Source organism: Burkholderia sp. USMB20, assembly GCF_000949135.2.
GTDB lineage: Bacteria > Pseudomonadota > Gammaproteobacteria > Burkholderiales > Burkholderiaceae > Burkholderia.
Window position 1 is genome coordinate 444,755 of record NZ_JTAN02000021.1, and the last position, 24,667, is coordinate 469,421.

A 24,667-nucleotide genomic window follows, 5' to 3' on the forward strand; every position below is an offset into this window, starting at 1 on the left:
AAGGCGATATGGCTCACACACGCGATCCACACGACCGGCGCCACGATGCGGCGCCATCCCGCGCCGGCCGCCGGCAATTCCTCGAATACGCGGGCGCGGGGTTGTTGTCCGCGATGCTGCCCGGGTGCGGCGGCGCGGACACGATTCAGCGGTCGACCTACGACGCGACCATCGCGGCGGGGCGGCAAACGATCCAGGCCGCGCTCGATGCCCATCCGCGGAACCTCGCGGGCATCTCGGTCGCGTTGCTCAAGGGCAATCAGGTCGTGTGGGCGCAGGCGTTCGGGAATGCGTCGATCGACCCGGCGGTCGCCGCCACGCCGACGACGCGCTACAACATCGGTTCGGTATCCAAAGTGATCGCGGCGCTGGCCGGCGTGATCCTGCAGGATCGCGGGCTGATCGACCTCGACGCGCCGATCGTCCGGTACGTGCCGTCGTTCACCATGCTGTCGCCGCAGTATGCGCAGATCACGTCGCGTCATCTGCTGTCGCATTCGTCCGGGCTGCCCGGCCAGAACGTCGACGACATGTTCTCGTATGCGCCGATTCCGGGCTATGCGGCGACCGCGCAAAAGGTGCTAGCCAACGAACACCTGAATCATCCGCCGGGCCAGTTCGCGGTGTACTGCAACGACGGTTTCACGATCTTCGAACTGGTGGTCGCGGCAGTCACCGGGCTGAGCTTCGCCGATTTCGTTCAGCGCGAGATCCTCGCGCCGCTGAACATGACGAATTCCGGCTTCCTGACCAGCGTGCCGACGAGCGGCCAGTTCGCGCTGGCGTACGCGAACGGCATCCAGTACGGGCAGGAATTCGCGAATCCGTACGCCACCGGCGGCCTGTCGACGACGCCGCTCGACATGATGAACCTCGCGCAACTGTTCATCGGCAACGGCGTGTTCCAGGGGCGGCGCATCGCGTCGGCGGCCGGAATTGCCGACATGCTGACGGACCAGACCGACCGGTGGCAGATCAAGTCGACCCGGCTCGGTTACTCGTATGCCTATGGTCTCGGCTGGGACGACGTCGACGATCCGGTCCTGCGCGTGGCCGGCGCCGCCGGCGCGTACAAGAGCGGCGGCACGCAGTTCTTTTCAAGCCATTTCTACGTGCTGCCGGCGGCGCAAATGGCGCTGATGATCACCGGCAGCACCGGCTATGACGCGGCCGGCATCGCGCCCGCGATCCTGCTGCAGGCGTTGCAGGAAGACGGCAGCATCGCCGGTGCGCCCGCGAAGGTGAATGTCGCTGCACCGCCGGCGGCCGCGTCGCCGGACGTTTCCGCCGTCGGCGGCGTCTACGGCAACGAATCGGCGCCGATGCAGGTCGTCGTGAACGCGGACGGCAGCCTGGCGTTGACGCAATGGAACGGCACGGCGTGGATGGACGCCGGCCCGAGCAGCGCGCCGTACGTGTATCGCAGCGACGGCTGGTGGTGGAGCGACGGCGATACCGTGTCGTACCGGTTCGATATCCTGCCCGGCACGGACGACGCGGGCAACGCGGTGAGCAATCGGTATCTGACCAAGCGTGTCGTCGACGGCTCGGGCTATGTGTTCCGCGTCACGCCGTATGCACAGCAATTGCAGGCATTGCCGGCGCTCGGCGCCGCCTGGCAGGCACGTGTGAACACGTCGTGGAACGTGATCAACGAATCGGCGCAGTCGGTGTTCTCGGGCGGCAAGCTGCGGGTGTCGCTCGGCAGCCTCGACGCGTTGCCGGGCTATGTCCTGTTCGCCTACAGCACCAGCGGCGGCGCCCACTTCAACTACCAGTTGTTGAAGCCGCTGGCCGACGACCGCTGCGGGATGACGGTGCAGATACCGGTGATGCCCGGCCGCGATCTGTTCGAAATCAGCATGACGAACGTGAGCAATGTCGAGACGATGGCGGCTTCCGGATGGCTGTGCCAGCGCGCGTGAGGGCCGGCGGGAAGGGCGCGAGGCGCGACGATCGGCGGCATGACCGACGCGCCGGCAAGCCGGCTCCGGTGTTAAGGCCGGAACGTGTGCCTTCGTGACCTTGTGCCGCATGACGATCGACAGGCAGTCAACCTCGAGGGCAAGCTCGAGCGGTCACGGCCTCGCTCGCAACGTCACATCGGCATTCGGCGTCGCGCCCACCTTTTCGAGTGCCGCAACCGCGGCGTCGTTGCCTTGCAGGATGGCGTTCTGCAGTGCAGTGCGGCCGAGCGCATCGACGTGATCCGGGTTCGCGCCACGGGCGACGAGCAACGGCAACCTGCAGGTGCGGTTCAACCGCGGCGTGATCCAGTATCGGCAGGGCACCGGCGCCTGGACCGACGCGTAGGCGGCCCGCCCGGGTGAAGCCGGCGCGGGACACGCGAGCGTGCGCCGGCGCAGTTGTCATGGCCGAGTCGATCAGCGTCATGCTGCCGCTTGTTTCAGCCGCGACGGCCGCTCGGCGGTTGAAAGGGGCTAAAGGAATCGAACAAGATCCCGAGTTGTCCGGTACTAGGTGTCTTCCCTGAACGGGATTGCCATGGCCGCTCACCGCGGCTGCCGCAGAGCCGGCGATGACGGCGTACGGCCTTGACCCGCAAGGCTTCCGGGCGGAATGGACGCATCCGGCAGCCCGATGGACCCATGCCTGAACGTAATGACTTTGAGCAATTTTGGCAATTTTCAAACAATGCATCGAATCCCATACTGCGGCTCATCCAATCACCGCCAGCCTGAGTGGCGAACCGCAGAGGACTCGAGATGCAACGAAACACAAGTGGGCAGCCGACCGTTCGCGATGCCGTCGTGGACTTGATGCGGCGCCTCGGAATGACGTCGGTGTTTGCCAATCCCGGCTCGACCGAGCTGCCCATGTTCCGCGACTTCCCGGAGGACTTCCGGTACGTGCTGGGATTGCAGGAAGCCGTCGTCGTCGGTATGGCGGATGGATATGCCCAGGCCACCGGCAATGCCGCTCTGGTCAATCTGCATTCGGCGGCCGGTGTCGGCAACGCGATGGGCAACATATTCACGGCTTTCAGGAACCGGACGCCGCTGATCATTACTGCCGGCCAGCAGGCCCGTTCAATTCTGCCGTTCGATCCGTTTCTGTCGGCATCGCAAGCAACCGAGTTGCCGCGGCCCTATGTGAAGTGGAGCATCGAACCGGCTCGTGCCGCGGATGTTCCGCTTGCGCTCGCCCGTGCTTATCACGTGGCGATGCAGGAGCCGCGTGGCCCGGTGTTCGTTTCCATTCCGGTCGACGACTGGGATCAGCCGGCCGACCTCGTCGAGGCGACACGGGTCAGCACCCGGTTCCGCCCCGATCCGGCATCGATCGCGGAGATCGGTGACGCGCTGGACAACTGCAAACGGCCGGCCATCGTCGTCGGCGCGGAACTCGATCGCGCCGACGCCTGGAGCGAGGCCATCCAGCTCGCCGAGCGCCACAATGCGCGGGTTTATGTCGCGCCGATGTCGTCACGCTGCAGCTTCCCTGAAGATCACCGACTTTTCGCCGGATTCCTTCCGGCGATGCGCGAAAAAATCGTTCGGATACTGGATGGGCATGACCTGATCTTCGTCGTCGGGGCGCCGGCTTTTGCGTATCACGTCGAAGGCAGTGGGCCACATGTGCCTGATGGCGCGGCGTTGTACCAGTTGATCGACGATCCGGCTACCGCGGCGTGGACCCCGGTCGGCACGTCGGTGGTGGCGAACGTTCGCCTGGGGCTGGCGGACCTGCTCGCCCGTCCGGCGCCGCGCGGCCGGCCGCTGCCGGCGCCTCGCGAGGTCGTCGAGCGAGCCGAGCCCACGGCGGTCATGTCGGTCGCGTATGCGTTGCAGACGCTCTCCGAGGTGCGCGACGCAGCGGATATCGTGGTCGAGGAGGCGCCAAGTTCGCGGCCCGTCATGCAGCGTTATCTGCCGTTCACGCGCAGTCAGACGTTTTACACGATGGCAAGCGGCGGTCTGGGCTACGGCATGCCCGCCGCGGTGGGCGTGGCGTTGGGCAAACCCGGCCGCCGCGTGATCGGCCTCATCGGTGACGGCTCGACGATGTATTCGCCCCAGGCGATCTATAGCGCGGTCCAACTCGATCTCCCGATCACCTTTGTCATCCTGAATAACGCCCGCTACGCCGCCTTGCAGGAATTTGCGCCCGTCTTTGGCTTCTCCGCGTCGGATCCGGTACAGGGCACCGACCTCGCGGGGCTGGATTTCGTTTCTCTGGCCAACAGCATGGGTTGCGAAGGGGTGCGAGTGAGCGACGCGCCGTCGCTGAAGTCCGCGCTGGAAGACGCATTGTCTTCGGGCAAAACGCGCCTTGTAGAAATTGTCGTGGCCTGACCGCGAGTCGGTGGTTCGACAGGCTGGCTTTTCAAACATATTCCAGGAGACGGCAATGAATCAGGTATCGATGTTGATCAACGGCGAGCGCACGATGGCGCGCGATGGGGCGACATTCGAGCGCCGTAATCCGCTCGATGGCACGGTTGCATCGACCGCACCCGCCGCGACCGTCGCCGATGCACAGGCCGCGGTGCACGCTGCCGCCGCCGCGTTTCCCGCTTGGTCGGCGATGGGGCCCGGCGAGCGACGCGCATTGCTGAATCGAGCCGCAGATGCGCTCGAAGAAAAGCGCGACGCTTTCGCGCTGGCAATGGCAACCGAAACGGGCGCGTCCCGCCTGTGGGCCGATTTCAACGTCAAGCTCGCGGCCGACGGGTTGCGCGAAGCTGCTGCGATGACCACGCAGATTTCGGGCGAAGTGATTCCGTCGGACGTGCCCGGCAATCTCGCGCTCGGGGTTCGGCAGGCCGCCGGCGTCGTGCTCGGGATTGCACCGTGGAACGCGCCCGTCATCCTCGGCGTGCGTGCCATCGCGCTGCCGCTGGCTTGCGGCAATACCGTCGTGCTCAAGGGTTCGGAAATTTGCCCCGCGACCCACGGCCTCATCATCGAGGCGTTGCAGGACGCCGGGCTGCCGCGCGGCGTCGTGAACTTCGTCACGAATGCGCCGGCGAATGCCGGCGCCATTGTCGAAGCGCTCATTGCCGAGCCCGCGGTCAGACGGGTGAACTTCACGGGCTCGACCCGCGTCGGCCGCATCATCGCCACCCAGTGCGCGAAGTATCTGAAGCCCTCGGTACTTGAGCTCGGCGGAAAGGCTCCGTTTCTTGTTCTTCACGATGCCGATATCGACGCTGCGGTTCAGGGCGCGGCATTCGGGGCGTTCGCAAATTCCGGTCAGATCTGCATGTCCACCGAACGCATCGTCGTCGACGCGAACATCGCCGACGAATTCGTCGCGCGCCTGGCCGAAAAGGCGAAGAGCCTGCCGCTTGGCGATCCGAGAAAGGGCCCGGCCGTACTCGGCTCCGTTGTAGACATGGCGACCGTCAGGAAGTGCAACGACCTGATCGACGACGCGCTGGCGAAAGGTGCGACGTTGGTCTGCGGAGGAAAATCCGAGACCACGCTCATGCCGGCCACGCTGCTCGATCACGTCACGGCCGACATGCATATCTACCGGGAGGAGTCGTTCGGGCCGGTCAAGGCGATCGTCCGCGTCGAGGGAGACGAAGCGGCCATCGCATGCGCGAACGACAACGAATATGGTCTGTCGGCGGCAGTCTTCAGCCGTGACGTCGCGCGTGCGTTGACGGTAGCGAAGCGTATCGAGTCCGGGCTTTGCCACGTCAATGGGCCGACGGTTCACGACGAGGCGCAAATGCCGTTTGGCGGGATGAAGTCCAGTGGTTTCGGGCACTTCGGCGGCAAGGCGGGAATCGCGGAATTTACCGATTTGCGCTGGATCACCGTGCAAACGACGCCTCGTCACTATCCGTTCTGATGGTTGCCACGGTCGGGGCGCGTCTTGTTCGCGACGGACGAGACGGGCCGCTGGATCGTGGGCGCGAACAAAACAACAGCCCTGTACCGGTGAGTAGCCTTCGCTCGTGGAACAACGAGCGATCGGCTTAAGGAGACTGCAATGCCTATTGTCAATTTTGAGTGGTCGCTCGATCGCACCCGGTTCGAGTCGGGCCATCACGTCGGAAAACGAATTACCCAGGCCGGCGATTCAGGCTTCACTGCTCTGGTCGGGGGTGCGGAATGAACGATCGTAATCCCGGTCTGCCGATCGTCGACATAGGCCGCACCCTTGATGACGGACCGTTCTCGGCGTTTCAGCGAATGGTCGTCTTTCTCGCCGCGTTCGCGATCGTGATGGATGGCTTCGATGGGCAACTCATCGGGTTCGCGATTCCCAGCTTGATCAAGGAATGGGGCATTACGCGCAACGCATTTGCGCCCGCCGTTGCTGCCGGCCTCGTAGGCATGGGTATCGGTAGCGCGTTCGCCGGCCTTTTCGCGGACAGGTTCGGTCGGCGCTGGGCCATTATTGGAAGCGTGCTGGTATTTGGCCTGGCGACGAGTTCGATTGCGCTATCGCCGGACGTCATGACCATTGCAATCCTGCGCTTCTTCGCGGGACTGGGTATCGGTGGTGCGCTGCCAAGCGCGACGACCATGACGGCGGAATTTACGCCGGCTCGCCGGCGGACGCTCGCAGTCACCGCAACCATCGTGTGCGTACCGCTGGGGGGCATGCTTGCCGGACTGTTCGCGAGCGTCGTGCTTCCTCACTATGGCTGGCGTGGGCTCTTTCTCATCGGCGGCACGCTTCCCGTGGCACTGGCGTTCCTGCTGTATCTCGCCATGCCGGAATCGCCCCGTTATCTTGTCCGCCATGACGAACGCTGGAACGAACTGCGTCACCTGCTGACCCGCATGTCCCGCTCGATTCAGCCGGACGCCGTGTTCGCCGATCAGAAGGAACAGAAAGCGGTACAGCGTCCGGGCTTTCGTGCTCTGTTCGCGGACGATCAAGGCCGTGACACGATTGCAATCTGGATCGCTTTCTTCATGAACCTGATCGCGGTCTACAGCGCATTCAGCTGGCTGCCGACGATGCTTGCAGGCGAGGGGCTCAGCCCTTCGGTGGCAGGTTCGGGCCTGACCGCCTACAACCTGGGGGGCGTCATCGGCGCACTGGGCTGCGCAGTGGCAATCGGCCGGTTCGGGTCACGCTGGCCTTTGCTCTTGTGCTGCCTGATGGCATCCGCGAGCGCGCTTTTCCTGCGCGGTATCGACGTCTCTGCCCACACGACGTTGCTCGTGTTCGGAATTGGTTTGCACGGCCTCTTCGTGAATGCGGTTCAGTCGACGATGTATGCCCTTTGCGCCTACGTCTACCCGACCGAGATACGCGCGACCGGGACCGCATCCGCGCTTGCATTCGGGCGGCTCGGAGCGATCCTCAGCGCGTTCGCCGGGGCATTCGTGATCACGCAGGGGGGAGCGTCCGCGTACCTGGGCATGCTTGGTGGGGCGATGTCGATGGTCTTTATCTGCCTGATGATCGTGCGTCGTCATGTTCCGCCCGTCAATCGCGGCTGACCTCAGGCTCCAGCTTGACAGAGGCGCGCGAACCCGGACTCCAGCGCGCCTCGTGTTCTTCGCATCACGATCTACTCTGTCAGTACGTCAATCATGACAACAGGATTTCCCGGCATTTTCTCCGTCAGCGACTATCGTGACGAAGCCAGACGGCGGCTGCCACGAATGGTGTTCGACTATCTGGAAGGCGCGGCGGACGATGAATCGGGACTGAGGCACAACCGTTCGGCGTTCGATAAATTGCAGTTGTTGCCGCGCCGGCTGTCGGATGTCAGCATACGAGAGCAGTCGGTGGAACTTTTAGGCCAGCGGATTCCATCACCGCTGGTGATCGCACCCACGGGCCTGAATAGCGCATTCTGGCCCAAGGGCGACCTCGCCCTTGCGCGTGCGGCGGCCAAGGCCGGTATTCCCTTTGCGCTATCGACGGCTTCCAACATGTCCATCGAAGAGGTGGCAAAAGGAGCCGACGGAGAACTGTGGTTTCAACTGTATGTGGTTCATCGCAACCTCGCGAAGAGCCTGGTCAATCGTGCCCGCGCGGCTCGCTATTCGACCTTGATCCTCACCACCGATGTAGCGGTCAACGGTTTTCGCCAACGCGATCTTCGCAACGGCTTTGCCATGCCGTTCAAGGCAAGTGCGCGCGCGGCCGTCGATGGACTGTCGCACCCGCGTTGGCTTTGGTCCTATCTGATGCACGGCATGCCGGAGTTGAGAAATTTCGCTACGGACGATGCATCGGACACGGCTTCCCAGGCAGCGATTCTTCGCAGACAGATGGATGCGAGCTTCAGTTGGGACGACCTGCGCCGTTTGCGGGACGAATGGCCTGGCAAACTCCTGGTCAAGGGCATCGTGACGGCCGACGATGCCGCACGGTGCGTCGAGCTCGGCGCGGACGGCGTGATCGTTTCGAACCACGGCGGCCGGCAGCTCGCCGACCTGCCCGCGACAGCCGATGTGCTGCCGGATATTGTCGAGCGCACCTCGGGAACGACTGTCATTCTCGACAGTGGGATACGGACAGGAGCTGACGTCGTCAAGGCGATCGCCTTGGGGGCACATGCCGTGATGCTCGGGCGCGCCACGTTATACGGGTTGGCAGCCAGAGGGGAAATCGGCGTGAGCGACGTCATCGAGATGATCAAACGGGAAACAGACCGGACGCTCGCCCTCATCGGTTGCCGCTCGGTCGGGGAGCTCGATCGCAGCTACATTTCGAAGCGAACGACAATAGCAATTGATGGTTTGTCGTTGCCTTGATAAATCAATCGGAATCCGTATTAAGTTTCTGCATTGCGGCGACGCCGGCACGCGACGTCGCCGCGCGGCCACGCCTGACCCTGCCCGCGGCCGACGCCGAATGCTGTCCGAACGTCTACAGGTACCGGTCGAGTGTCTTCAGGATGCCCGTCTCGAAGGTTTCCGTCGGCTTCCATCTCAGCGGAAACAGCTCGAAGCCGGCACGCAGCGCGCTCGCGCCGCGCGTCTGCTGCAGGTAAAGGCTCGGCAGGACGCGCACGCGTGGCTGCGCGGTCGCGTCGTCGAGGTCGCGGAAGCGCTCGAGCGGCATGGCGTCGCGGCGGAGGCTTAGGGTTTGTTCACGCGGGTCAGCCGACGACGAGCAGCGGCGGCAGCGTCGCGACGTCGGGCTGCTCGTCGAGCCGCCACAGGTAATCGAGCGCCGCGCGGATCTGCATCGGCCTCCAGTGCCGCCGGCAGTTCTTCGTAAACTTTGCCTCGTAGTCGTCGCGCCGCATCGGCCGCGTCGGCGAGCCGGGCAGCTCGTCCACCTGCTTCGCGCAGGTCGTGCCGTCTTCGCACACGGCCATCACCCGGTTCGGCGCCTGCGCCGGATAGCGGGCGGTCAGCGCCGGGTCCTCCTGCACCGTGACCCGCTCGATCAGCGCGCGCAGCGCCGGATCGTGCAGCGCGTCGTGCCGGTAGCTCTCGGTCGTGATGTCACCGTCGAGCATCGCGCGCGCGACGATATACGGCAGGCTGTGATCGGCGGTCTCGTGGGTCGACGGCGCCCATTTTTCGCGGTCGCGGCCGGCCGTCACGTAGCCGACCGCGGTGGTGTGGATCTCGATGCGTCGGATGCGGCGCAGGTCGCCGACCTGCGCGGCGACGTCGAGCGCGGCCGGAATCGCGGTTTGGGTGAGTCCTTGCGCGGGATAGAACTTCACGAAGCACTTGCCGATCCGGAACGCGCCGTCGCGCCCGCCGAATTCGCGCGTATCGACGGCGAACGGCCCGGACACCTGCGGAAAGAACCCCGCCATGCCTTCGAAGATCGGCGCGGGGCCGGTCAGCCCGGCGCGCGCGAGCTGCGTCGAGAACACCGCGTTGCGCGCCGCGTCCGCATCGGCGAGCGCCTTCCAGTTCGACAGCTGCTGGACGCGCGTCTGGTTCAGCGCGAGATGGCTGTTGATCGACAGGTTGACCGCCTGCACCAGTTGCGGCGCGGGCATGCGCATCAGCTTGCCGGCGGCGAGCGCGACGGCGGGCAGGCTGTAGCACGTGTGGTCCCAGCCGCGCGGGCTGATCGCGGCGGCGTCCATCAGCCGGCACGCGATCTCGTACGCGATCGCGATCGACAGGATCAGGTCGCGGCCGCTCGCATGCTGCGCTTCGGCGACGGCGAGGCACGCGGACATGTTGTCGCTCGGATGGCCGGTTTCCTTGCCGGCGTACGCGTCGTTGAAATCGTAGTAGCGCAGCGCGGTGCCGGTCGCGAACGCGGCGAGATCGGGGCTCGTGCGTCGGTTCGTGCCGACGATCGTCGACACGCCGCCCGGCGACGCGAGCGCCGCGTCGCGCGCGATCTGCACCGGGCGTTCGTCGTGCGCGGCGATCGCGCAGCCGAGCGCGTCGATCAGATGCGCCTTGATCGTCTCGATCGTCGCGGCGTCGAGGTCGCGATACTGCAGGCCGGCCACGTAGTCGGCGAGCTGTTGCGCGAGATCGGGGCGGCCGGCGGCCGTCGGCAGCGAGCCGGCGCGGGCACGGCCAAGTGGTAGCGCGAGCGCGGCGCCGGTCAGCGTGGAAAGGAAGTGGCGGCGGTTCATGGTTTGAAGACTCCGAAGATTCCTGAAAGGGCGCGAGAGGCGGGCTCAGAACAGCTTGCGCAGGCCGAGCGCCACGCCCGCGCTGCCGGCGCGGTCGGCGGCCAGCGTGTAGTGGAGGAAGTTGTAGTTGTAGTTGTCGAAATCGAGCGCGGCGCGGCGCGCGTAGCCGGCCGCGAGGTACAGCGTGACGGATTTCGACAGCAAGTAGTTCAGCTGCAGCGTGACCTGCTGCGGGTTGGCCGGGTGCGGCGCGCTCGCCTGCGCGTCCGGCGGATTCTGCGCACGGATGTCCTCGTAATAGAACGCGCCGAGCGCCTGCAGGTAAGGGGTGATCATGTAGCGCACGCCGGCCCACCAGAACGTGTAGTTCGTCACGACCGACCGCGTGGCGACGCCGCTCTGTCCGTGCGTGACGCCGGCCAGCAGCTGCGCGCGGTCGACCGACACGATCGCGGCGGCGGCGTAGCGGCGGAAATGCGCGAAGCCGCCAGGCTGCGGCGTGTTGACGTTGTCGAATGCGGCGGCGAACGAGAACGCGGCGCCGGCATAATCGAAGCCGGCGCCGTAGGCGGCATTCGACTGGAACGCGCCGGGCGTGCCGCCGAACGAATAGTGCGTTTCGAGCGTCAGCGAGCCGAGCTTCGCCAGGTACTTGGCGACGTTGTTCTCGCGGAAGTTGACGCCGACGATCGCGCCGGCCGGCTCGTACAGCGTCGAGTACGCGCCCGTCGGCGAATAGCGCTCCATGACGTCGAACAGCGTCGAATACTGGTGGCCGAGCCGCAGCGTGCCCCAGCGCTCGTGCTGCAGCCCGATCCACGCGGAGCGGTCGAAGCCGCCCGCGCCGGTGCCGGAACCGTTGTTCAGGTTGATGCCGCTTTCGAGCCGGAATGCGGCCTGCCAGCCGCCGCCGAGATCCTCGACGCCCTTCAGGCCCCAGCGCGAGCCGCTCTTGCCGCCCGACGCCATCCGCACGAGCGATGCCGACGACTTGTCGCCGGGCGCGGCCTGGTGGGTGAGGAATTCCGTATAGATGTCGGCCACGCCGTACAGCGTGATCGTGCTTTGCGCGCAGGCGCCGGCCGATACGAGGCCCAGTCCGCACAATGCGGACATTCGCTTGCCCATGGCTTGTCTCCTTCGAGGGTTTGTTGTTTGTTTGATTGCGGCGCCGCGCTGGTCGAGCGGCGCGGCGGTGCTGCGGGCGGCGCTATCCGGGCCGGGCGGCGAACCGGCTGCGTCGCGGCGGGACGCACGCGCGACGTGCGCATGTGCCGGGGTGAAGCACGGCGATGCAGGACGGCGCGTGCATCACCGGGGTGCGCCGTCGGCACGCGCCTGCACGGCCGCGTGACGCGCGAGCACGCGCTTCGCGCGGGCGACGCCAGGCGCGTCGACCATCCTGCCGTCGACGCGCAGCGCGCCGCGCCCGTTCGCGCGCGCGTCGTCGTAGGCGGCCAGCACCGCATTCGCGTCGCGCACCGCGTCTTCGTCGGGACGGAACGCGCGGTTGAGCGCGCCGACCTGCAGCGGATGGATGCAGGTCGCGCCCGCATAGCCGAGCTCCGCGGACGCGCGCGCGATGCGCTCGAACGCGTCGAGATCGCGCAGCTCGTCGAGGCCGCCGATGAGGCCGAGCGGCAGGACGCCGGCGGCGCGCGCGGCGATGATCAGCAGTTGCTTCGGCACGCGCAGCACGTCGGCGCTCGCGGCGCTTTCGCAGTTCAGCGCGAAGTCGCCGCCGCCCAGCATCATCGCGACGACGCGCGGCGACGCCTGCGCGATCCGGTCCATCGCCTGGAACGCGCGCGGCGTTTCGACGATCGCGACGATCCGCGTGCGGCCCGGCGGCGCGCCGCTTTCCTCTTCGAGCGCGGCCAGCAGTTCGTCGATCGCCTCGACGTGCGAGCCGCCGCGCACCTTCGGCAGCACGACGCCGTCCACGCCGGCCCGGACGGCCGCGCGCAGGTCGGGCACCAGCAGGGCGAGCGGGCCGTTGGCGCGCACCAGCACGTCGCGGCCCGGCGCGCGCAGCGCCGGCACGGCATCGGCCAGCCCGTCGCGAGCGGTCTCCTTGCATGCTGGCGGGACGCTGTCCTCGAGATCGAGGATCAGGGCATCGGCGTCGCTCGCGGCGGCCGAAGCGACGAAACGGGGGACGTGGGCGGGGACGTACAGCAGCGAGCGCCAGACCGGTTGAGACGAGAATTCCATCGATGATCCATAAAAATGAAAGTCGCTTTCATTTTTGAGGCAGGTGATGGCATTCGTCAAGATTATCGTTAACGCCTAGTTTTAAAGGGGATTTTCAAAAATGACGAGCGAGTGAATCTGTGTTGATTCATGTTGCTGTCGTCGATGATCTGCGTATAATGAAAGCAACTTTCATTTTTAGATGCCGGCAGCCGCGCCGCGGTACGACTCTGCCGGCATCGCACGAGGTGGACATGAGCAAGATGGAGACAAGCAATCCCGCAGAGGGCGGCGTGGCCGCGGTCAACCGCGCGCTGACCGCGCTGCTGGCGTTCGGCAACGCGCCCGGCGGGCTGATGCTCGCGCAGGTCAGCGAGGAAACGGGGCTCAACATGAGCACGCTGTTGCGGATGTTCGAGTCGCTCGAGCAGTTCCGCTTCATCAAGCGCCTGCCGGATGGGCGCTACGTGCTGGGGCCCGCCGTGTTCCAGCTCGGGATGATGTATCGCGAGTCGTTTCAGCTGCGCGAGTACGTGATGCCGATCCTGTCGACGCTATCGGCGGAAACCGGCGAGACGGCCGCGTTCTACGTGCGCGAAGGGGATCAGCGCGTGTGCCTGTTCCGCATCCAGGCGCAGCGCTCGGTGCGCACGCACCTGCGCGAAGGCGACCGCTTTCCGCTCGACGTCGGCGCGGCCGGGCGCGTGCTGCTCGCGTTCAGCGGCACGCGCGGCGGCGACTACGAGAAGACGGCCGAGCAGGGCTACGCGGTGTCGATTGCCGAGCGCGACCCGGAAAGCGCGGCGATCGCGTGCCCGGCGTTCGGCGTCGGACGCGTGCTGAGCGGCGCGATCTCGCTCGGCGTGCCGCGCTATCGCTTCAACAAGAAGGTGCTGGCCGACTACCTGCCGCGCGTGCAGGCAGCCGCCGCCGAGCTGACGCGTGCGCTGGGCGGCGATCTGCCCGCCGCGGGCGCGGCGTTTCGCGCGGCCGACCAACTCGGCGAGCTGCTCGAGTAGCGCCAGCGCGCGGCCGAGCGCGCGCACTTCGAAGTCCGCATCGAACGACTCAACCACCAACCAGGAGACAAGCATGTTCGTTCCCGACCCGCAGGCCGCTCACGCGGCCGGCGCGCGCCGTCGCGCGTCCACCGGCCCGATCCATCCGAAACCGTTCGACGCCGGCGCGCGGGGGCCGCTCGCGGGCGTGCGCGTCGTCGATCTGTCGCGCCTGATGGCGGGCAACATGCTGAGCGTGCAGCTCGCCGATTTCGGGGCGGATGTCGTCAAGGTCGAGAGCGAGCGCGGCGATACGCTGCGCGCGGTCGGCGCGGGCGGGATCAGCACGAACTGGAAGGTGTACGGACGCAACAAGCGCAGCGTGTGCGTCGACCTGCGCGCGCCCGAGGGGATCGACATCGTCCGCCGGCTGGTGCGCGACGCGGACGTGTTCGTCGAGAGCTTCAAGCCCGGCGTCGCCGAAAAGATGGGGCTCGGCCCGGACGACCTGCTCGCGATCCGTCCCGAGCTGGTGATCGCGCGGATCTCCGGCTGGGGGCAGACAGGGCCGTACCGCCACAAGCCGGGCTTCGGCACGCTCGCGGAAGGGTATGCGGGATTCGCGGCGATCAACGGCTTCGCCGATCGCGAGCCGGTGTTGCCGCCGATGTTCCTCGGCGACATGACGGCCGGGCTGTCCGGCGCGATCGCCGTGCTGGTCGCGCTGCATGCGCGTGACGCGCACGGCGCGGCGGGGCAGGTGATCGACGTGTCGCTGTTCGAGCCGCTGCTGTCGATCCTCGGGCCGGCTGCAGCGAACTACGTGATGACCGGCGAGATCAAGGCGCGCACCGGCAGCCGCTCGTCGAACACCGCGCCGCGCAACGCGTATCGCACGCGCGACGGCAAGTGGCTGTGCCTGTCGAGCTCGACGCAGGCGATGGCCGAGCGGCTGTTCCGCGCGATCGGCCGAGCGGACCTGATCGACGATCCGCGCTACGCGACCAACGTGCAGCGCGTGCAGCACGCGGAGGCGCTCGATGCGATCGTCGGCGAATTCATCGCCGTGCGCGATCTCGACGCCAATCTCGCGTTCTTCGAGGAAGCAGGCGTGACGGTCGGGCCGATCCAGGACATCGCGCAGATCGTTCAGGATCACTACGTAATAGAGCGCGAGGCGCTCGTCGAGCTGCCGGACGACGACGTCGGCAGCCTGCCGATGCACAACATCACGCCGCGCCTGTCGGCCACGCCCGGCGCGTTCCGCCGGCCTGCGCCCGCGCTCGGCGAGAACAATCGCGAGATCCTGCTGCCGCTGCTCGGCGAACGCGAATACGAGCGGCTCGCCGGGCTGGGCGTGATCCGCACGCGCTAGGCGCGCCGTGCGAGGCGGCCGCGAACGACGGCCGCCGCACACTGGACATTGCATGGAGGAGACACCATGAAGCCACGCTGGACCCATCGGCCGCCCGGCTCGAACTGGGGGGATTTCGGCCCTGACGATCAGAAAGGGCGCTTGAACTGGCTGACGCCCGACGCGGTGCTGCGCGGCGTCGCGGAGGTGCGCGAAGGCCGCGTGTTCTCGCTGAGCCTGCCGCTCGACGTGCCGCGCGGCGGCGGGCTGAACGCGCGGCGCCGGCCGCCGGCGATCATGCCGGCGCTGCTCGGCGACAGGCCGTACTTCGGCTATCGGGCGGACGAACAGGTTGCCAACGCAACCGATGTGGTTTGCGACGATTCGTTCTGCATGCACTCGCAGTTCTCGACGCAATGGGATGCGCTGTCGCACGTCGGCTCGCTGTTCGATCCGGCGGGCGACGGCGAGCGTGCCCGCGTGTTCTACAACGGCTACCGGATGGACGAGCACATCCAGGTGCCCGAAGCGGGTGCGCCGCGCGGCGGTGCGCGCGCGCTCGGCATCGAGGTGATGGCGCAAACCGGCGTCCAGGGGCGCGGCGTGATGGTCGACCTGCGCCGCCACTTCGGCGACGAGCGGCGCAAGATCGGCTACGTGGAATGGATGTCGGTACTGCGCGCGGACGACGTGGTCGTCGAGCGCGGCGACATCGTATGCGTGCATACGGGCTTCGCCGATCGCCTGATCGAAGCCGACGCGCTCGGCGAGCCCGCCGCGCCGGACGTGTGCTGCGTGCTCGACGGCAACGATCCGCGCCTGCTCGATTGGATCGACGCATCGGGGCTTGCCGCGCTCGCGGCGGACAACCATGCGGTCGAGGAGCGCCCGCGCCATGCGTCGGCGCGCGAGCGGCCCGGCGCGCTGATGCCGCTGCACGAGCTGTGCCTGTTCAAGCTCGGCATTCATCTCGGCGAGCTGTGGCATCTGACGCCGCTCGCCGACTGGCTACGCGCGCATCGGCGCAACCGCTTCCTGCTGACCGCGCCGCCGCTGCACCTGCGCGGGCTCGTCGGGTCGCCGGTCAATCCGGTCGCCACCGTATGAACGCCGGCGCCGCGCGCACCCGCGCCGGCGCCCTGTCCGCCGCTTCGCGCAGACCGCGCGGGCGGATCACCGAGGAATCGCCATGTCCCATTCCCATGCGGCGTCGATCGCCGCGCGCATCGACCGCCTGCCCGCGACGGCCAGCATCTGGACGCTCGTGTTGTTCCTGAGCGTCGGCGGTTTTTTCGAGGTCTACGACCTGTTCCAGATGACCTACCTGCCGCCCGGGCTGATCCGCGACGGCATCTTTCACGCGGGCTCGCACGGCGTGCTCGGCATGTCGGACCAGGGCGCACTCGGTGCGGCGACGTTCGCCGGGCTGTTTGTCGGCGAGATGTTCGTGTCGCGCCTCGCGGACCGCATCGGACGGCGCGCGCTGTTCACCGGTGCGCTGCTGCTCTACACGGCGGCAAGCCTTGCGATGTGCGTGCAGACGCATGCGCTCGGCATTCTCGTGTGCCGCTTCGTCGCGGGCTGCGGCATCGGTGCGGAGCTGATCACGATCGGCGCGTTCCTGACCGAGCTGGTGCCGAAAGCAGTGCGCGGGCGTGCGTTCGCGCTGTGCTTCGCGATCGGCTATCTCGCGATGCCGGTGCTCGCGCTGGTGTCGTGGCTATGGGTGCCGCGCGATCCGCTCGGGGTGTCCGGGTGGCGCTGGGTCGTGCTGCTCGGCGGCAGCGGCGCGGTCGTCGTCTGGTGGCTGCAGTCGCGGCTGCCGGAGTCGCCGCGCTGGCTTGCCAGCACCGGCCGCGAGGCCGACGCCGAAGCCGTGCTGCGGCGGCTCGAGCAGGCGGTCGAGCGGGAATCCGGCCGGCCGCTGCCCGCGGTCAGGATGCCGGCCGTCGCAACGCCGGCCGCGCGGCGCGCGCCGTCGATGTGGGATGCGCGGCATCGCGGCCGCACGGCGATGCTGATCGTATTCAACGCGTTCCTGAGCATCGGCTTCTTCGGCTTCAGCCAGTGGCTGCCGACGCTGCTGGCCGCGCAGGGCGCGAGCGTCACGAAGAGCCTCTGGTATGCGTTCGTGATCGCGTTCGCGTATCCGGTGTCGCCGTTCGTTGCCGGCGTGCTCGCGGACCGCATCGAGCGCAAGTGGCTGATCGTCGCGTCGGCGTTCGGCGTCGCGCTGTTCAGCACCGCGTTCGCGATGTCGGCGCAGGCGCCGTTCGTGATCGCGTTCGGCCTGCTCGTCACGCTGTCCAACACGGTGCTCGCGAGCAACGGCACCGCGTACCAGTCGGAAGTGTTTCCGACCGAGATCCGCGGGCGCGCGCTCGGCTTCGTGCATTCGATCGGCCGCCTGACCGGAATCGCGAGCAGCTTCATCGTCGCGCTGCTGCTCGAGCGCGCCGGGGTGTCCGCAGTGTTCGTGCTGATCGGCGGCAGCATGCTGATCGTGATGGTGTCGATCGGTGTGTTCGGGCCGTACACCAACAACCGGGCGCTGGACGAGATCACCGGCCGCAGCGACGATGGCGCCGAGAACGCGGCGGCGGTGCGCGGGCTCGCCGCGTTGCCGACTCGGCGTGTCGATGGGCGGCATAAAGGAGCCGGGGATGGGGCGGTGTAATGGCACCGGCAGCAACGGGGCAAGGCGCGGATCCGAACGGTTTCAAGACGGCAGACACCGTCGGCGTAGTCGATCGAGCGTCGCCGCGTCGTGACAGGATTGCCCGGTTCAAAAACGCATCGCAAGGCAATGCCACTTATCCCGGGAGCCGGAATTCGCGTCCGTCACGAATCTCCGGCTCAATCTGGATGCACGTGATTCCATGCTCACCGGCGAAACCTGAAGCGGCAGCGCGCCTGCCGGTATTCGTGCCGTGACACCGAGACGCGAATCACGCAGATTCGCCGGATCTGCCCCGATCGTAGAACATCGCGAACAATTCGGATTGCGATCCGACACCCAGCTTCGCGTAAATGTGCTTCTTGTGCGCACGTACGGTCTCGAACGAAATCGACAGCTTTTCCCCGATCGCGCGTGACGAAAATCCGCTCAATGACAGCATCGCGACTTCGATTTCGCGCGTGGTCAACGCGCCGCGCCCGCTCTTTCCGGTCAGCATCCCGAAGCGCGCCTGCGGGTCGGGCGCTTCGCCTTCGGTCACGCGCGGCGCATCCTTGATCGCGAACGTCTCGAAGCGCAAGCGCTGCTGCATCAACGACAGGACCCAGGGCGTGTACAGCGTGAGCAACGCAATCTCGCGATCGTCGTACTTGCTCGTCTTGCCGAGCGAAAAGCCCAATGTGTGATCGCGATCGATCATGACGTTGAAATGCACTTCGTCGCCGACGATGTTTTTCTTGAAGTACCGCTGGTAGTACTCGGTCATCCGGAAATTGTCCGGCGCGACGTCGGCGAGCGTGTAGAAGCCCGACGCCTGCGTTTCGAACGCGGCGAGATAGAACGGATCGAGTTGATAGAGGGCGGCCAGATAGTCCTGAAACATCAGGTCGATCTTGCCGTCGGGCATCGCCTGCTCGGCAAGCACGAGAGGCGGCGCGGCGCGCGCGAAACGCAGCGCGACCCAGTTGTCGAACTCGAGATGCCGCTCGAGCACACGCGTGAGGCGTGCCCAGAAATGCGGGCCATCGAGGGCGTCGATGGCCGAGCCAATCTCCCGATGAAAAACGAGATCTCGCCATTCGAAGTCCATCGTGTGCTCCGGTGAGGGTAACCCTGGCGGGGAATTTCAGGTCAAAAATAATAACCCGATAATCGGCCTCACTTCGACAGGCAGGGGTAACACGGCCTGTTTCGCTCGACCGCGCGTCGTATCAGAAGGGCAGGGCAGACGACGCGCCGATGAAAGGCTATTGGAAGGAGACGGTTTCATGCAGGTAGAACTCGCGCAACTCTCGCTGATCGACGGCGACGTCGCGCACAACACGCGCAAGGTGATCGACACGATCGGGCGCGTCGACGTGGCAGGCGGCACGAAACTGATCGTGTTCCCCGAGACGACGTTGTCGGGCTTTCCGACCCGGGACAATGTCGCCGAAGTCGCACAGACGCTCGATGGCCCCGGATTATCCGCGGTACGCGACGCGGCACGACAAAAGGGCGTCGCTGTCGCCGTGGGCCTCGCGGAGCGCGACGGCAACCGGTTTTACAACACCACGGTACTTGTCGACGAGCAGGGCGACATCGTGCTGCGCTATCGCAAGACGCATCTGTGGGCATCGGATGTCGGTGTCTTCACGCCGGGTGACCGCTTCGCGACGTGCATCTGGAACGGCCTGACGGTCGGCCTGCTGATCTGCTACGACATCGAATTTCCCGAAACGGCGCGAGCCGTCGGCGCGCTCGATGCCGATCTGCTGATCGTCACGAACGGCAACATGGACCCGTTCGGCCCGGTGCATCGCCGCGCGATCGCGGCACGCGCGATGGAAAACCAGATGTTCGCGGTGATGGTGAACCGCTGCGGGGCCGGCGACGACAATCTGACGTTCGCGGGCCTTTCCGCGCTCGTCGATCCGTTCGGCGAGACCGCGATCGAACTGGGCAGGGACGAGGCGGTCGTGCGGGCGAACCTCGATCTCACGCGTCTCGAAGCGAGCCGCGAACACTACAGCTACCTGCACGACACGCGCGTGGCGCTTGATCTCGCGCCGCTCGAACAGTCGGACGGCCATCGCGCGTTCATGATCGAAGCGCGTTGTCAGCGCGGCGAATAATCCGGTTTCGCAGTCCATTCACGGCATCGCGCGGGCGTCATGCGTCGCCCGGGCGTGCCCGTTCAATCGAAATGTCGGCCGAAGGCACACAGGCATTCGCATCGGCCCCGAAGGTCCAGGAGATAACATGCAAGCGTCGTCATCCCATGAATCGCCGAGCCTGAAGCGCACGCTCGGCCTGCCGTCCGTGCTGCTGTTCGGCCTCGCCTATATGGCGCCGCTGATCGTCTACGGTACCTACGGCGTGCTCGCCAAGGCCAGCGACGACACGGCCGCGCTCGCCTATCTGCTCGCGCTGATCGCCATCGCGTTCACCGCGCTCAGCTACGGCAAGCTCGCCAGGCTCTATCCGACTGCAGGCTCAGCCTATACGTACACGCGCAAGACGTTCAACCCGCACCTCGGCTTCATGATCGGCTGGGCGACGCTGCTCGACTATTTCTTCCTGCCGATGGTGATCTGGTTGATCGGCGCTGCATATCTGAACGCCGCGTTTCCACATGTGCCGACCTGGATCTGGATCGTCGCGTTCATCGTGTTGACGAGCGGCCTGAACATCGTCGGCATCGAACTGGCTGCGCGCTTCAATATCGTGCTGATGATCGTGCAGCTCGCGATCGTCGTGATGTTCGTGGCGCTGTGCTGGCACTATGCGTCGGCCGCGGCCGGGCCGGGCGGCATCGCGATGGCGGAGCCGTTCTTCAAGCCGCACGTGCCGTTCGGCGCGACGATGGCGGGCGCCGCGATCGCTGCGTATTCGTACCTCGGCTTCGACGCGGTGTCGACGCTGACCGAGGAAACGATCGAGCCAAAAAAGAACATGCCGCGTGCGATCTTGCTGATTGCGCTGATCGGTGGGGCGATCTTCGTGATCGCAGCGTACACGATGCAGCTCGCGCACCCGGGCGTCGAATTCAAGGACACGGATTCAGCCGCGTTCGAGGTCGCCAAGATGATCGGCGGCGATGTGTTCGTCACCGTATTCCTCGCGGGTCTGATCCTCGCTCAATTCGCGTCGGGTATCTCCGCGCAAGCGAGCGTCGGCCGACTCCTCTATGCGATGGGGCGCGACGAAATCCTGCCGAAACGCGTCTTCGGATTCATTCACCCGCGTTTCAAGACACCGGCGATCAACATCGCGCTGGCGGGCGTGGTCGGCCTGATCGCGCTGAAGCTGGACGTCGCGACGTCGACGTCGTTCATCAACTTCGGCGCGTTCCTTGCCTTTACGGCCGTCAATCTGTGCGTGATTCGCCTGTATCTGTCGGGTAATCACGGCGAGCGCCGGATCGGGGTGTTCGGCGGGCTCGTGTTCCCGGTGATCGGCGCGGTGTCCGATATCTGGCTGCTCGTGAGTCTCGAGAAGGCGGCACTGATCCTCGGCATCGCGTGGTTCGTGCTCGGGCTGGGATATCTGTGCTGGATTACGCGGCTGTTTCGTCAGGCACCGCCGGAAGTGGCGATTTGATCGAGGTGAGGCGGGCTGCAGTGCGGTTGCTATCGACCGGTGCCCGTCGTCGACGTGCGAAATGGCTTCCTGGCGTCGGAATGAGTGCCGGTGCCCAGGTCAGGCCCGACGCGCCGTATTCCCGCAGCCGGGCGACCAGCCGGCGAATCTACCGCGTCGTCAATTCCAGCCGTTCGGCCGCGCGCCACGGCTTGAGCTTGCCGTCCGCCACGTCCTGAATGACCTTGAATCGGTCCAGCTCGCGCATCGTCATCGTGATCCGCTCCGTTGCAGCCATCGCAGCCTCCGGCCCGGACACCCGGCGGCCGGACAGCTTACGCGGCCCGAACGCGACATTACAACTTTGCTCCCACACCAGTGTCAAAGCCATTCTCAAATGTCCGCGTCTCGGCTAAGTTGAAATGTCCGGGTTTACGGGCTTGAGGCTTGTTTCTCTTGGGTTGCAGATCACGCCGTGTCGAAGAGCTGATCCTGAACGGGCAGGGTGCTTACGCTTGCGTCACGGCCCCTTGCAGACCGACGGCCAGGTTTGCGCGCGGGCTGTTGGACCTGTCTGCGTTCGGCGAGATCCACGATCACTTTCTCGACGTCCGCCTGCACGAACTCGCGCTGCTTCTTCTTGCCCGGCTGAGTGGCGCAGCGATTCGTCTTGGTCGAATCGCCCCGATGCGTTCGAGACGGTGCCTTACCGATTCGGCTGTTATCGCGCTGCGCCTGAAGCGCTTGCGCGATCTGCAGCACGTGACTCAGACGCTTGTGTTCGACGATGGCACCTTGATCGATCTCAGCCAGCCGGTCGTACTGCCTGCAGGGCAACACGCGACCCTCTGTTCGGAGTTCGATGCGCCCATCCGGGTACTCCCACACCTCGATCTGCCGGTCGATCAACTTTCGATTCTCCGGCGTGTCCTCCAGCAAGTACATCACCCGGTCGTACTGCACCGTGAGCGACTTCGTCACTTTTCGCGGCTCGCGCCACGTCAGCACCAAGTCAAGATTCTCATCGGCGCGCAACGGTCGATGCGCATTGAAGTCGCTCTTCGGCGGCTTCGCAAAACGTGCGTTGTAAGCGGCCATGAAGGAGGGCGCATACGCATTGGCGTCAGCCACCGTGTTGATCCCGCGCAATCGCATCTCCTTGACCAAGCGATCCTGCAGCGTCAGATGTGCTCGCTCGACTCGCCCCTTGGCCGGACTGCTGTTTGCGCAGAACGCGTCGATGTTCAGCTCGTACATCGCGCGACCGAAGTGCGTCACACGATTACCAGTCTTGCCTGGCGTTACGTTGCGGAACACGCTGTACTTGTCGCTATAGAACGCCCCCGGCTTGCCGTGGCACTCGATGTACGCGCGCGTCGCCTCGAAGTAGCTGAAGGTCGATTCGGTCTGCGTGAAGTGCAGCATCATCAGCCGACTCGTCGCGTCATCCACATACACCAGCAACGTGCAGGCCGGCGCCCGTTCCTCGAACCACCGATGATCGCTGCCATCGATCTGGATCAGTTCACCCAGGCACGCGCGTCGCGCCCGCGGTTGATAAACCTTCGGTGGCCGCTGCCGGCGCGGCACCCACAGGCCAGCGTCGGTCATCAGCTTCCGGACCGTCTCCTTGGCCAGCCGAATGCCGTGACATTCCCAGAGCTTCTCGCAGGCCAGCGTCGGGCCAAAATCGGCGTAGCGATCACGGATGATCGACAGCACCCGGTCAGCCGTCATGCTGTCCAATCGGTTGTTGCTGGGCTTCGCGCGCCTTTGCGACACGAGACCTTGCGGCCCGTGCTCACGCAATCGGCCGACCAGTCGCCGAATCTGCCGCGTTGTCAGCCCGAGTCGCTCGGCCGCGCGCCACGGCTGAAGCTTGCCGTCCGCGACGTCCTGAATGACCTTAAACCTGTCCAGCTCGCGCATCGTCATCGTGATCCGTTCCGTTCCAGCCATCAAAGCCTCCGGCGCTGGATTCCCAGCGGCCGATCAGCTTACGATGGGTCGAAAAGCGGACATTTGAACTTGGCTAGAAGCGGACATTACAACTTAGCCACTACACACCAGCCATATCGATAATTCACGTTATGTAAAATCAAACTAAGGGCATCGACACGCTCGACGGTCAAACCCTCCTTTTTTTCCTACCCCGTGCCGAGGCGCCCAACACTGTTGCAGTGACATCCCGCAACCGCGAATCAAATTGAGTCTGCCAGTACGCTCGCCACCGGACCTGATAGTGGCACCGCCTTCGTTGCCCCGCTCGACGAGCCAGACCCGCGTCGACGGAACCAACCGTCAACAGCTCTCCGCAGCCGTGAAGTCGCCGGGCGGCAATGGTCGATTCGCCACGTCCTTTGCTTCGGCGCGCGTCAGGCCGAGCGTCTGCAATACCATCGCCGCGGCCCGCTCGGGAAGCCGGCCTTCGTCTCCCGCCGGCTTCCTCGCTTCGCCCTCAGCCGTGTCGGCCGCGTAGCACTCCGCCGCGATCGCCGCCAGGATCGTCCCCGTCATCGCGAGCACGCTCATGAACGGATCGCCGACGACGAAGCGGCGTGCCGCGATTCCGCGCTCGCTGTCCCGCCGCAAGTGCCGGCCCAGCCCGTGGTCGAGCGCACGCGCGGAGAAGCCCTCCCGCATCAGGAACCGCCCCCAGAGCCGCTCGCGGCGCGCGCGCATCAGCGTGTGACGCACGCAAACCGACACGACCTCGGCCGGATCCGACAAACCGCTCGCAAGGCGCTCGAGCCCGTCCGCGAAATCGTCGAACACCCACTCGGTCAGCGCGGCGAAGATGCCGTCCTTCGATTCGAAGTGGTAGTAAAACGAGCCGAACCCCACATCCGCCGCCTCGGTGATCTCGCTGATCGCGACGTTGTCCCTGCCCTTTTCCGCCATCAGGCCGAACGCCGCCCGCAGCAAGCGCATACGTGTCGCCTCCTTGCGCCGGGCACCGCGCGGTTGACGCTGTTCCGCTTCGGTCACTGACGCATTCGGGCGACGCGGCCGGACCGGTTTGTCGTCCACGAGCGCACCTTCCCTTTCCATAAGAATTTTCTGCATGACGCAATTCTAGATGACTCACTCATACTTGACAACATTATCAGTTATGAGTTTAATCTCGAAAACAGCAGAACCGGTTCCTGTCCAGACACTGTTCCGGACCCACGCCAGCGAGCGTCGGTGACGCGCAGGCGGCCCCGTCGGCACACTCGGAGGCCATCGTCGTGCGCAAGCCGTGTCATGTCGGCAATCGGAACGATCTGCACCTCGAACGTCGGAGTACTGATTGATCGTCATGCGCACCGTCGGCGGAGACGCCCTCGCGCGCCTGCATAAACCGGGGTGACCCGCCGTGGTCGCCGAACCATTTT

21 protein-coding genes are annotated in these 24,667 nt (G+C 65.8%); 12 read left to right on the forward strand and 9 right to left on the reverse strand.

The window, feature by feature from the left end:
- Nucleotides 1–8 precede the first annotated feature (8 nt).
- Entirely contained in the window at nucleotides 9–1,925 is a 1,917-nt protein-coding gene (locus PL79_RS32315; RefSeq protein WP_044844564.1) for a serine hydrolase domain-containing protein, read from the forward strand.
- A gap of 153 nt (nucleotides 1,926–2,078) precedes the next feature.
- Here PL79_RS32315 and PL79_RS32320 read toward each other — a convergent pair whose 3' ends face one another.
- Nucleotides 2,079–2,237: an ankyrin repeat domain-containing protein gene (locus tag PL79_RS32320; RefSeq protein ID WP_442861576.1), complete on the reverse strand. Its 159-nt coding sequence runs from the start codon at nucleotides 2,235–2,237 to the stop codon at nucleotides 2,079–2,081.
- A 489-nt stretch (nucleotides 2,238–2,726) separates the two neighbouring features.
- Between PL79_RS32320 and mdlC the strand changes: the two genes are divergently transcribed.
- From mdlC to PL79_RS32340, 5 genes are all read left to right on the forward strand, one after another.
- On the forward strand, nucleotides 2,727–4,316 hold the full coding sequence (mdlC, locus tag PL79_RS32325) for a benzoylformate decarboxylase (RefSeq protein ID WP_044844563.1): 1,590 nt from the start codon (nucleotides 2,727–2,729) through the stop codon (nucleotides 4,314–4,316).
- Nucleotides 4,317–4,371: 55 nt separating this feature from the next.
- Nucleotides 4,372–5,823, forward strand: a complete 1,452-nt coding sequence (locus PL79_RS32330) for an aldehyde dehydrogenase (protein WP_044844562.1) — start codon at nucleotides 4,372–4,374, stop codon at nucleotides 5,821–5,823.
- 141 nt (nucleotides 5,824–5,964) lie between these two features.
- Nucleotides 5,965–6,090, forward strand: coding sequence for a hypothetical protein (locus PL79_RS36965; RefSeq protein ID WP_268906943.1), 126 nt, complete (start codon nucleotides 5,965–5,967; stop codon nucleotides 6,088–6,090).
- Nucleotides 6,087–7,433: an MFS transporter gene (locus PL79_RS32335; protein ID WP_044844561.1), complete on the forward strand. Its 1,347-nt coding sequence runs from the start codon at nucleotides 6,087–6,089 to the stop codon at nucleotides 7,431–7,433. The genes PL79_RS36965 and PL79_RS32335 overlap by 4 nt, the downstream gene beginning before the upstream one ends.
- Before the next feature lie 93 nt (nucleotides 7,434–7,526).
- Complete coding sequence (locus tag PL79_RS32340) at nucleotides 7,527–8,699, forward strand: alpha-hydroxy-acid oxidizing protein (RefSeq protein WP_044844560.1); 1,173 nt, start codon at nucleotides 7,527–7,529, stop codon at nucleotides 8,697–8,699.
- A 115-nt stretch (nucleotides 8,700–8,814) separates the two neighbouring features.
- Here the strand turns inward: PL79_RS32340 and PL79_RS36305 are convergent, their stop codons facing one another.
- From PL79_RS36305 to PL79_RS32360, 4 genes are all read right to left on the reverse strand, one after another.
- Nucleotides 8,815–9,009: a hypothetical protein gene (locus tag PL79_RS36305; RefSeq protein WP_044844559.1), complete on the reverse strand. Its 195-nt coding sequence runs from the start codon at nucleotides 9,007–9,009 to the stop codon at nucleotides 8,815–8,817.
- A 37-nt stretch (nucleotides 9,010–9,046) separates the two neighbouring features.
- Nucleotides 9,047–10,507 carry an MmgE/PrpD family protein gene (locus tag PL79_RS32350; RefSeq protein ID WP_044844558.1) on the reverse strand — a complete coding sequence of 487 codons (1,461 nt, stop codon included), beginning with the start codon at nucleotides 10,505–10,507 and terminating at the stop codon, nucleotides 9,047–9,049.
- Nucleotides 10,508–10,552: 45 nt separating this feature from the next.
- Nucleotides 10,553–11,635: a porin gene (locus PL79_RS32355; RefSeq protein ID WP_044844557.1), complete on the reverse strand. Its 1,083-nt coding sequence runs from the start codon at nucleotides 11,633–11,635 to the stop codon at nucleotides 10,553–10,555.
- A 183-nt stretch (nucleotides 11,636–11,818) separates the two neighbouring features.
- The gene (locus PL79_RS32360) at nucleotides 11,819–12,721 is read right to left on the reverse strand and encodes an HpcH/HpaI aldolase/citrate lyase family protein (protein ID WP_044844556.1); all 903 of its coding nucleotides are present in this window, start codon (nucleotides 12,719–12,721) and stop codon (nucleotides 11,819–11,821) included.
- A 233-nt stretch (nucleotides 12,722–12,954) separates the two neighbouring features.
- Between PL79_RS32360 and PL79_RS32365 the strand changes: the two genes are divergently transcribed.
- From PL79_RS32365 to PL79_RS32380, 4 genes are all read left to right on the forward strand, one after another.
- The gene (locus tag PL79_RS32365) at nucleotides 12,955–13,719 is read left to right on the forward strand and encodes an IclR family transcriptional regulator (protein ID WP_044844555.1); all 765 of its coding nucleotides are present in this window, start codon (nucleotides 12,955–12,957) and stop codon (nucleotides 13,717–13,719) included.
- A 73-nt stretch (nucleotides 13,720–13,792) separates the two neighbouring features.
- The gene (locus PL79_RS32370; RefSeq protein ID WP_044844554.1) at nucleotides 13,793–15,073 is read left to right on the forward strand and encodes a CaiB/BaiF CoA transferase family protein; all 1,281 of its coding nucleotides are present in this window, start codon (nucleotides 13,793–13,795) and stop codon (nucleotides 15,071–15,073) included.
- Nucleotides 15,074–15,139: 66 nt separating this feature from the next.
- Entirely contained in the window at nucleotides 15,140–16,159 is a 1,020-nt protein-coding gene (locus tag PL79_RS32375) for a cyclase family protein (RefSeq protein ID WP_044844553.1), read from the forward strand.
- Between the two features lie 82 nt (nucleotides 16,160–16,241).
- Nucleotides 16,242–17,729 (forward strand): MFS transporter, encoded by a 1,488-nt coding sequence (locus PL79_RS32380; RefSeq protein ID WP_063927836.1) that lies wholly within the window; start codon nucleotides 16,242–16,244, stop codon nucleotides 17,727–17,729.
- 271 nt (nucleotides 17,730–18,000) lie between these two features.
- Here PL79_RS32380 and PL79_RS32385 read toward each other — a convergent pair whose 3' ends face one another.
- Entirely contained in the window at nucleotides 18,001–18,819 is an 819-nt protein-coding gene (locus tag PL79_RS32385; protein ID WP_044844552.1) for a response regulator transcription factor, read from the reverse strand.
- A 178-nt stretch (nucleotides 18,820–18,997) separates the two neighbouring features.
- Between PL79_RS32385 and PL79_RS32390 the strand changes: the two genes are divergently transcribed.
- Together PL79_RS32390 and PL79_RS32395 are read left to right on the forward strand one after the other, a co-directional pair.
- Complete coding sequence (locus PL79_RS32390; protein ID WP_044844551.1) at nucleotides 18,998–19,843, forward strand: carbon-nitrogen hydrolase family protein; 846 nt, start codon at nucleotides 18,998–19,000, stop codon at nucleotides 19,841–19,843.
- Nucleotides 19,844–19,970: 127 nt separating this feature from the next.
- Entirely contained in the window at nucleotides 19,971–21,311 is a 1,341-nt protein-coding gene (locus tag PL79_RS32395) for an APC family permease (protein ID WP_044844550.1), read from the forward strand.
- Nucleotides 21,312–21,459: 148 nt separating this feature from the next.
- On the opposite strand, the gene PL79_RS32400 is transcribed toward PL79_RS32395, so the two are convergent.
- The 3 genes from PL79_RS32400 to PL79_RS32410 form a co-directional block, all read right to left on the reverse strand.
- Nucleotides 21,460–21,681, reverse strand: coding sequence for a hypothetical protein (locus tag PL79_RS32400; RefSeq protein WP_052664638.1), 222 nt, complete (start codon nucleotides 21,679–21,681; stop codon nucleotides 21,460–21,462).
- Nucleotides 21,682–21,758: 77 nt separating this feature from the next.
- Nucleotides 21,759–23,249 carry an ISNCY family transposase gene (locus tag PL79_RS32405; protein ID WP_044843138.1) on the reverse strand — a complete coding sequence of 497 codons (1,491 nt, stop codon included), beginning with the start codon at nucleotides 23,247–23,249 and terminating at the stop codon, nucleotides 21,759–21,761.
- 342 nt (nucleotides 23,250–23,591) lie between these two features.
- Nucleotides 23,592–24,221 carry a TetR/AcrR family transcriptional regulator gene (locus tag PL79_RS32410; RefSeq protein WP_082088419.1) on the reverse strand — a complete coding sequence of 210 codons (630 nt, stop codon included), beginning with the start codon at nucleotides 24,219–24,221 and terminating at the stop codon, nucleotides 23,592–23,594.
- Nucleotides 24,222–24,667: the final 446 nt, after the last annotated feature.

Excerpts from the sequence above, each read along its gene's own strand:
- PL79_RS32390 (WP_044844551.1), top strand. The coding sequence starts at position 18,998 with ATGCAGGTAGAACTCGCGCAACTCTCGCTGATCGACGGCGACGTCGCG.
- PL79_RS32400 (WP_052664638.1), bottom strand. The coding sequence starts at position 21,681 with ATGGCTTTGACACTGGTGTGGGAGCAAAGTTGTAATGTCGCGTTCGGG.
- PL79_RS32335 (WP_044844561.1), top strand. The coding sequence starts at position 6,087 with ATGAACGATCGTAATCCCGGTCTGCCGATCGTCGACATAGGCCGCACC.
- PL79_RS32340 (WP_044844560.1), top strand. The coding sequence starts at position 7,527 with ATGACAACAGGATTTCCCGGCATTTTCTCCGTCAGCGACTATCGTGAC.
- PL79_RS32355 (WP_044844557.1), bottom strand. The coding sequence starts at position 11,635 with ATGGGCAAGCGAATGTCCGCATTGTGCGGACTGGGCCTCGTATCGGCC.
- PL79_RS32380 (WP_063927836.1), top strand. The coding sequence starts at position 16,242 with ATGTCCCATTCCCATGCGGCGTCGATCGCCGCGCGCATCGACCGCCTG.
- PL79_RS32330 (WP_044844562.1), top strand. The coding sequence starts at position 4,372 with ATGAATCAGGTATCGATGTTGATCAACGGCGAGCGCACGATGGCGCGC.
- PL79_RS32350 (WP_044844558.1), bottom strand. The coding sequence starts at position 10,507 with ATGAACCGCCGCCACTTCCTTTCCACGCTGACCGGCGCCGCGCTCGCG.
- PL79_RS32315 (WP_044844564.1), top strand. The coding sequence starts at position 9 with ATGGCTCACACACGCGATCCACACGACCGGCGCCACGATGCGGCGCCA.
- PL79_RS36305 (WP_044844559.1), bottom strand. The coding sequence starts at position 9,009 with ATGCCGCTCGAGCGCTTCCGCGACCTCGACGACGCGACCGCGCAGCCA.
- PL79_RS32365 (WP_044844555.1), top strand. The coding sequence starts at position 12,955 with ATGAGCAAGATGGAGACAAGCAATCCCGCAGAGGGCGGCGTGGCCGCG.
- PL79_RS32370 (WP_044844554.1), top strand. The coding sequence starts at position 13,793 with ATGTTCGTTCCCGACCCGCAGGCCGCTCACGCGGCCGGCGCGCGCCGT.
- mdlC (WP_044844563.1), top strand. The coding sequence starts at position 2,727 with ATGCAACGAAACACAAGTGGGCAGCCGACCGTTCGCGATGCCGTCGTG.
- PL79_RS32395 (WP_044844550.1), top strand. The coding sequence starts at position 19,971 with ATGCAAGCGTCGTCATCCCATGAATCGCCGAGCCTGAAGCGCACGCTC.
- PL79_RS32385 (WP_044844552.1), bottom strand. The coding sequence starts at position 18,819 with ATGGACTTCGAATGGCGAGATCTCGTTTTTCATCGGGAGATTGGCTCG.
- PL79_RS32405 (WP_044843138.1), bottom strand. The coding sequence starts at position 23,249 with ATGGCTGGAACGGAACGGATCACGATGACGATGCGCGAGCTGGACAGG.
- PL79_RS36965 (WP_268906943.1), top strand. The coding sequence starts at position 5,965 with ATGCCTATTGTCAATTTTGAGTGGTCGCTCGATCGCACCCGGTTCGAG.
- PL79_RS32375 (WP_044844553.1), top strand. The coding sequence starts at position 15,140 with ATGAAGCCACGCTGGACCCATCGGCCGCCCGGCTCGAACTGGGGGGAT.
- PL79_RS32410 (WP_082088419.1), bottom strand. The coding sequence starts at position 24,221 with ATGCGCTTGCTGCGGGCGGCGTTCGGCCTGATGGCGGAAAAGGGCAGG.
- PL79_RS32360 (WP_044844556.1), bottom strand. The coding sequence starts at position 12,721 with ATGGAATTCTCGTCTCAACCGGTCTGGCGCTCGCTGCTGTACGTCCCC.